This is a genomic window from Phytobacter sp. V69 (assembly GCF_965644215.1).
Classification (GTDB): Bacteria; Pseudomonadota; Gammaproteobacteria; order Enterobacterales; family Enterobacteriaceae; genus Phytobacter.
On the sequence record NZ_CBFFRL010000239.1, the window covers coordinates 1 to 6,033 of the forward strand.

At 52.2% G+C, this 6,033-nt stretch carries 4 protein-coding genes; 2 read left to right on the forward strand and 2 right to left on the reverse strand.

Translation table 11 applies throughout. The features are described from left to right. Window positions 1-284: 284 nt before the first annotated feature. Both ACSZPU_RS22380 and ACSZPU_RS22385 read left to right on the forward strand, forming a co-directional pair. A complete protein-coding gene (locus tag ACSZPU_RS22380; RefSeq protein WP_499003281.1) occupies window positions 285-2,567 on the forward strand; it encodes a TonB-dependent siderophore receptor in 2,283 nt (760 codons plus the stop codon). A gap of 107 nt (window positions 2,568-2,674) precedes the next feature. Then, complete coding sequence (locus ACSZPU_RS22385; protein WP_499003285.1) at window positions 2,675-3,580, forward strand: alpha/beta hydrolase; 906 nt, start codon at window positions 2,675-2,677, stop codon at window positions 3,578-3,580. A 53-nt stretch (window positions 3,581-3,633) separates the two neighbouring features. Here the strand turns inward: ACSZPU_RS22385 and ACSZPU_RS22390 are convergent, their stop codons facing one another. Beyond that, window positions 3,634-5,049, reverse strand: a complete 1,416-nt coding sequence (locus ACSZPU_RS22390; protein WP_499003288.1) for a surface lipoprotein assembly modifier — start codon at window positions 5,047-5,049, stop codon at window positions 3,634-3,636. A 53-nt stretch (window positions 5,050-5,102) separates the two neighbouring features. Next, complete coding sequence (locus tag ACSZPU_RS22395) at window positions 5,103-5,843, reverse strand: Slam-dependent surface lipoprotein (RefSeq protein WP_499003291.1); 741 nt, start codon at window positions 5,841-5,843, stop codon at window positions 5,103-5,105. Between the last annotated feature and the right edge of the window lie 190 nt (window positions 5,844-6,033).

Below are 6,033 nucleotides of genomic sequence, written 5' to 3' on the forward strand. Positions count from 1 at the left end.
CGTAGCGAGCCATAGTTCAATATGTTGTTGAAAAAGACAGTTACTATAACTCAGGTGATTAAGGGACACAGCCTAATACAGCTAAGGACTCCACTGAACCCCACCGATTAAATCGCACCTTCCTTAGAAAACATAACTTTCATTCGCTATTAAACCCTGTGCATCACATCCCCTTCCACACCCCTACCAAATTTGATTTATGGCTCGCCTCAGTTTGCAATTGATAATCATTCGCACTAGAGTAATTACCCCGTTTATTGTCAGGCAAGATAGCCGTTAATCACATGATAAATAACATCTATAAATACTCATTATTAAGCTCGCTTATTGCAGGGAATTTACTGGCGCTGTCAGCGCAGGCCACTGAAATCAATCGCGACAGCGACACCGCTGCTGTCGAGAACAGCCAAAGCAATAAAGCCCCGAATACCAGCGGGCAAAACAATAATGAAGATACGGTGGTCGTCACCGCCAGAGAACAGACGCTGCAAGCACCGGGCGTGTCGATTATTGACAGTGACGCCATTAAAAAACATCCCATCTCGCGCGATGTATCGGAAATTATTCGCACCATGCCGGGCGTGAACCTGACGGGTAATTCCAGCAGCGGACAGCGCGGTAATAATCGACAAATCGATATCCGTGGAATGGGGCCGGAAAATACCCTGATATTAATTGATGGCATGCCGGTAAGTAGCCGCAACTCCGTGCGCTATGGCTGGCGGGGTGAGCGCGATACCCGCGGCGACAGCAACTGGGTACCCGCTGAAATGATAGAACGCATCGAAGTTATTCGTGGCCCGGCAGCGGCACTCTACGGTAACGGGGCGATGGGTGGCGTGGTTAATATCATCACTAAACCGACAAACAATGAGTGGCACGGCAGTTTTAACAGTTACTACAGTGTCCCGGAGCACAAAGCCGAAGGCACCACGCAGCGCTATAACGCCAACCTGAGTGGGGAGCTGGCGGATAATTTCACCATGCGTCTGTATGGCAACTGGAGCAAAACCCAGGCCGACGCACAGGATATTAATAGCGGTCATGAAGCCGAGCGTACGGGGAAATATGCCGGTATGGTTCCGGCCGGGCGCGAAGGAGTGGTGAATAAAAATATCAACGGCGTTTTACACTGGGCGTTTATGCCCATGCAGGCGCTGGAACTCAGCGCCGGATTTAGTCGTCAGGGCAATCTGTATGCCGGTGATACGCAAAATACCAATAGCAGTACGCTGGTCAAACAGAACTACGGTAAAGAAACCAATATCATTTACCGACAGAACCTGGCACTGAAATACACGGGGACGTGGGATAACGGGATCACCACCAGCAACTATATTCAGTTCGAAAAAACGCGTAATAACCGACTTAATGAAGGCTTATCAGGTGGTTTAGAGGGGCTTTTTAGTACCACCGATGAAGGCTTCTCTACTATTTATCTCAATGACACGAATCTACACTCAGAGGTGAATATTCCCTTTGACTGGGGTGTGAGTCAAACCATCACCTTTGGTGCGGAGATGAATCATCAGTCGATGAAAGATCCCACCTCCAATACGCTGGCAAATACCTCTGCGGTCAATGGCGTCTCCAGCTCCGGACGCAGCGAATACAGCTCTGCCGATATATATGGGATCTATACGGAAGACAATATTGATCTGACGGACTCCACGCGTCTGACGCCGGGGATTCGTTTTAACCACCAGACGTATACCGGTAGCAATGTTAGCCCATCGCTGAATCTCTCTCAGGAACTGGGGGACGATTTCACATTGAAAATGGGGATTGCCCGGGCGTGGAAAGCACCAAATCTGTATCAGACCAACCCTAACTACCTCTTATACAGCAGCGGTAATGGCTGTTATGCCAATTCCGTGAGTTGCTATCTGCAAGGCAACAAGGATTTGAAAGCCGAAACCAGCGTCAATAAAGAGTTGGGTATTGAGTATCACCACAATGACGTTCAGGCCGGTTTAACCTGGTATCGCAATGACTATCGCGACAAGATTGAAGCCGGGTATTCAGCGGAATACAACAACGGCACGTCCAATGTGTATAAATGGCAGAATGTCCCCAAATCCGTCGTTCAGGGGCTGGAAGGTACGCTTAATTTCCCGCTTAGCGACACCATCAAGATGAATAATAACTTCACGTACATCATCGAAAATAAAAACAAAACCTCCGGCGATTATCTGTCCATTATCCCGAAATATACACTTAACTCGACGCTGGACTGGCAGGCCACGAGCGATCTGTCATTGCAGGGAACCATGACCTGGTACGGCAGGCAAAAACCGCAGAAATATAACGCCCAGGGAGAGGCCACCTCAGGCAGTGAGCGCTGGCAGGTTTCACCGTACGCGGTATTTGGCATGAGCGCGGTTTACAGCGTCAATAAAGATATCGATGTCACCGCAGGCGTTGATAACCTACTGGATAAACGTCAATTCCGTGCAGGTAATGCCCTCACATCCGGCGCGAATGGCACCTACGCCTATGGTGCAGGTGCACGGACGTACAACGAATCGGGGCGCACCTGGTACATGCAACTGGGGCTGCATTTCTGATTGGGCCATCGCACCGCAGCGGGAAGCCGTGCTTCCCGCTTTAACCGCGGCCTTGTTGACCACGTTTGTCAGACACCCATATCCACGTTAAAAGAGAAAACAGAGCAATGAATTCAACAGTCTTTAACAGGAAAACACCCAACCGCGTGCTGCGTCTGGCAACCTGTTTTTTTATCTTACTGAACGCCGCAGAGGCCATCGCCAGGCCAGACATGTCGCCGCTTGGGCCGAATATCGCGGATAAAGGTTCCGCGTTTTACCATTTCACTATCAACACCTTTGATTCCGCCGACGGGCAGCGACATTACAAAGTCTGGACGGCAGTCCCCAATAAAGCCCCTTCCGGCAACGGATATCCGGTGCTGTATATGCTGGATGGTAACGCGGTGATGGACCGTTTATCCGACACCCTGCTGCAAAAAATGTCGGCGCACACGCCCCCGGTTCTGGTGGTCATCGGATATCAAACGACATTGCCCTTCGAGCCGGTCGCCCGCACCTATGACTACACTCCCGCAAGCGATACGGCGGAAGAGCGTTATGGTCGAAAAGGCGGCGGTAGCGCCCTCTTTCGCCAACTGATGGAAAAAACCATCGCCCTGCGCGCCGAAGCGAATATCCGCATAGACCCGACTAAACGCGCCCTCTGGGGGCACTCGTTTGGCGGGCTATTTGTGCTGGACAGCTATTTATCCTCGTCGTTTTTTAACACCTTCTACGCTGCAAGCCCTTCTCTCGGGCGGGACAATTTTGCCTTACTTAAAAAAATCGACGGCGCAGGAAAAACCACGTTAGGTAATAAGCGGCTTACACTAATGGAAGGTGACGGCGATCCTCGCAGGCAGCGCGAACCCACCCCGGTTGAGACGCTAAATGCCGTCAGTAAAACGGTCAGTGGTCTCAAGACGGAGGGAATGCCAGCAACCTATCGCCTGTATCCTGGACTGAGTCATGGCCAGATGTTTGGCGCCTCTCTGGAATCGACGCTGGAAGATTTTTCGCAGACACGCTAATGGGCATGTGAACGCGGTGCGGCAGCAGTTACCTGCGCGCACCGCATTGATGTTTAGAAGTTTTTATCCAGTGACAATGTCACACTGCGCTGGCGATAGTCATAAAAATCGATGTTGCTGTCCACGTGTTTGTAACTGAAATTCAGCTTCGGCATTACACCAAAGAAGTAGAGATCGCGATGCCAGATTGAGAGGTTATACAGCTGTTCGTTGTCTTTGCGCCGGGTGCCGAAAATATCACTGTCGGCCTGGTAGTCGCGTCTGGCAAACGCAGAACCCGCGGAGAACGACAGTTGCCAGGGCAAATCGACCTGCACGCCGCTACGTATCCCTACGCGATGGTTGGACTCATTTTTGGCGAAAGTTTGCTGATCGAGAAAATCAATGCCCGCATAGGCGGAAACCCTATCGCTAAACGCGTGGGATAAGGTCGTTGACGTGTAACGGTTCTGCCCGCGCAGAAAACGGTACGCGTCATCATCGTAAGACAATTTCTGGTACTCAAGTGCCTGGCTTATCTGCCAGGTCGGCGACAGCAGATAGCTGTAATCCGCGCGCACGCCCGGACCGGAGGAGTAATCCTCGGTACCGTACCAACGCTTTTCATAGAAGGGCAGCAGCGCAAACTGCTGGCGGAAATCGCGCCATTGATATCCGGCATAAACACGGTTGGTGATGTCATCAAACTTATGGTTGTTCCAGTAACTTTTCCCGTTCACCGTACCCAAAAAACGCAGCCCGTGCTGATCGTAAAGCTGCCCATCTTTTTGTAGCGTGCCGCTAAACCACAGCCCTTCTCCCCGCTGCGGGAAGCTGTCTTTATTGCGTATAAAAAGGCGGTCACCCACGCGGATCGTTTTGCTTGATGAGGCATTGTTCGCGTTGCTGTCGTTGAGATAACTGACATTCAACGAACCCGTCAGCGCGCTCCCTTTCTGAATACGCTCAAGATACTGCGCAATAACATGCTGAATGTTTTCCGGCGGTTCGCTTTGCAGCACACGCTGAAACTGGTATTCCGCCGCATCATACTGACGATTCTCAAACATGGCTCGCGCCAGATCGAGACGTACCGCGGCAAAGTCAGGGTGCGCGCTAAGGATGGCGCGATAGTGTGAAATAGCCTGCGAATACTGGCCCTGACTGCGGGCGAGTCCCGCTTTGGCGAAGTGGATTAAGGTGGTATCCGGGTTTGGCGATGCCTCATAGACGGGCAAAATCGCACTGACCACCGGCCATTGCCCGTCCCGCACGGCCTGATCGAGTAGAGCCATCGCCAGTTCAGGCTGCTTAACCAGCTCCGCATTCGTCACGTGCAAGGTCTTGCCACTGGCGCGTGTGGTTGCATCCGGCGTGGCAAGTCGTTCAAAGTGGGGAGCGGCAGGAATGGCGTTCGTTTCCGGTGGCGCGGCGAAGGCAACACCGAGTGGACAAAGCACACTCAATGCCCCAATACGCAAGACATTCATAGGTTACTTACCATCAGGAAAGCGTCGGCCAGACGCGCTGGCCGACAACTGATTTATTGACGCGTGGCGCCGAAAGAGGCGTTTTTGCTGCTGTCGGCGAACTGGGCAATACCGCCCAACTCTTCCGCTGCCGGGCCGTTGAAATGGCCGAGGAACGTACCGCTCTGACCGCCCGATTGTGCGTTGCCGGTGAAACCACCGTTGGCAATATTGCCCTGCATCGTCACTTCGCTGCCGAAGGTGTCGCTGGCAGCGATGTTCCCGTTGATGGTTTTAGCAGCGAAATCGATGTTAAAGGTGGCATCGCTACGGTTGCTTTCACGCAGACCGTTGCCAACGTAGGTTGCCGTGCCCTGTGTTGGCACATTGGCCGCCAGGGTCGCGTCACCCGTATAGAAAACATCGTGCTGTCCGGTTTCGAAACTTGTCCAGGTCCCGAAGGTGGTGTAGCTCATGCGGCCACAACACCAGGAAGTCGCCGAAACGGGCGTACCGTCGGTACGAACAAGCCTCTGCGTTTGCACATACCCCGCTGAAATGCCCGTACCGCGCATGGTGTATTCAGAACCTTGCGGCGTGGTGTAAGTGTAGCCGGAAATGGTCCCGCCAGTCGTGTAACTCGCCGGTGCCGAGGAAGGTGTTTCAGGTGTGCTGCCGGTATTGCCGTTGTCGGTTTGCACCGGAGCCGTGGTTTCCGGCGGTGCGCTGTCGCTGCCACCTCCGCCACCACCGCCCCCGCCACACGCAGTCAGCATAAATACAGTCAGTAACAGGCCAGGTTTTACAATCCCCATGAGACAAACGTCCTTTGTTGTGAAGAAATTCGTGGTATTTGTAACAATATTTTTGCGAATAAACTTACGTCAAAAAAACAGTCATCTCTAATAAATATCCCCTGACCAATTCATTCTAGATAGTGTCGTCACGAGGATAAAAATCATTGATAATAGGGCCTTCTAATCAGAAGGCCCTATTATCATGACT

Coding starts and splice junctions, on each gene's coding strand:
- ACSZPU_RS22380 (WP_499003281.1), top strand. CDS start 285: ATGATAAATAACATCTATAAATACTCATTATTAAGCTCGCTTATTGCA.
- ACSZPU_RS22385 (WP_499003285.1), top strand. CDS start 2,675: ATGAATTCAACAGTCTTTAACAGGAAAACACCCAACCGCGTGCTGCGT.
- ACSZPU_RS22390 (WP_499003288.1), bottom strand. CDS start 5,049: ATGAATGTCTTGCGTATTGGGGCATTGAGTGTGCTTTGTCCACTCGGT.
- ACSZPU_RS22395 (WP_499003291.1), bottom strand. CDS start 5,843: ATGGGGATTGTAAAACCTGGCCTGTTACTGACTGTATTTATGCTGACT.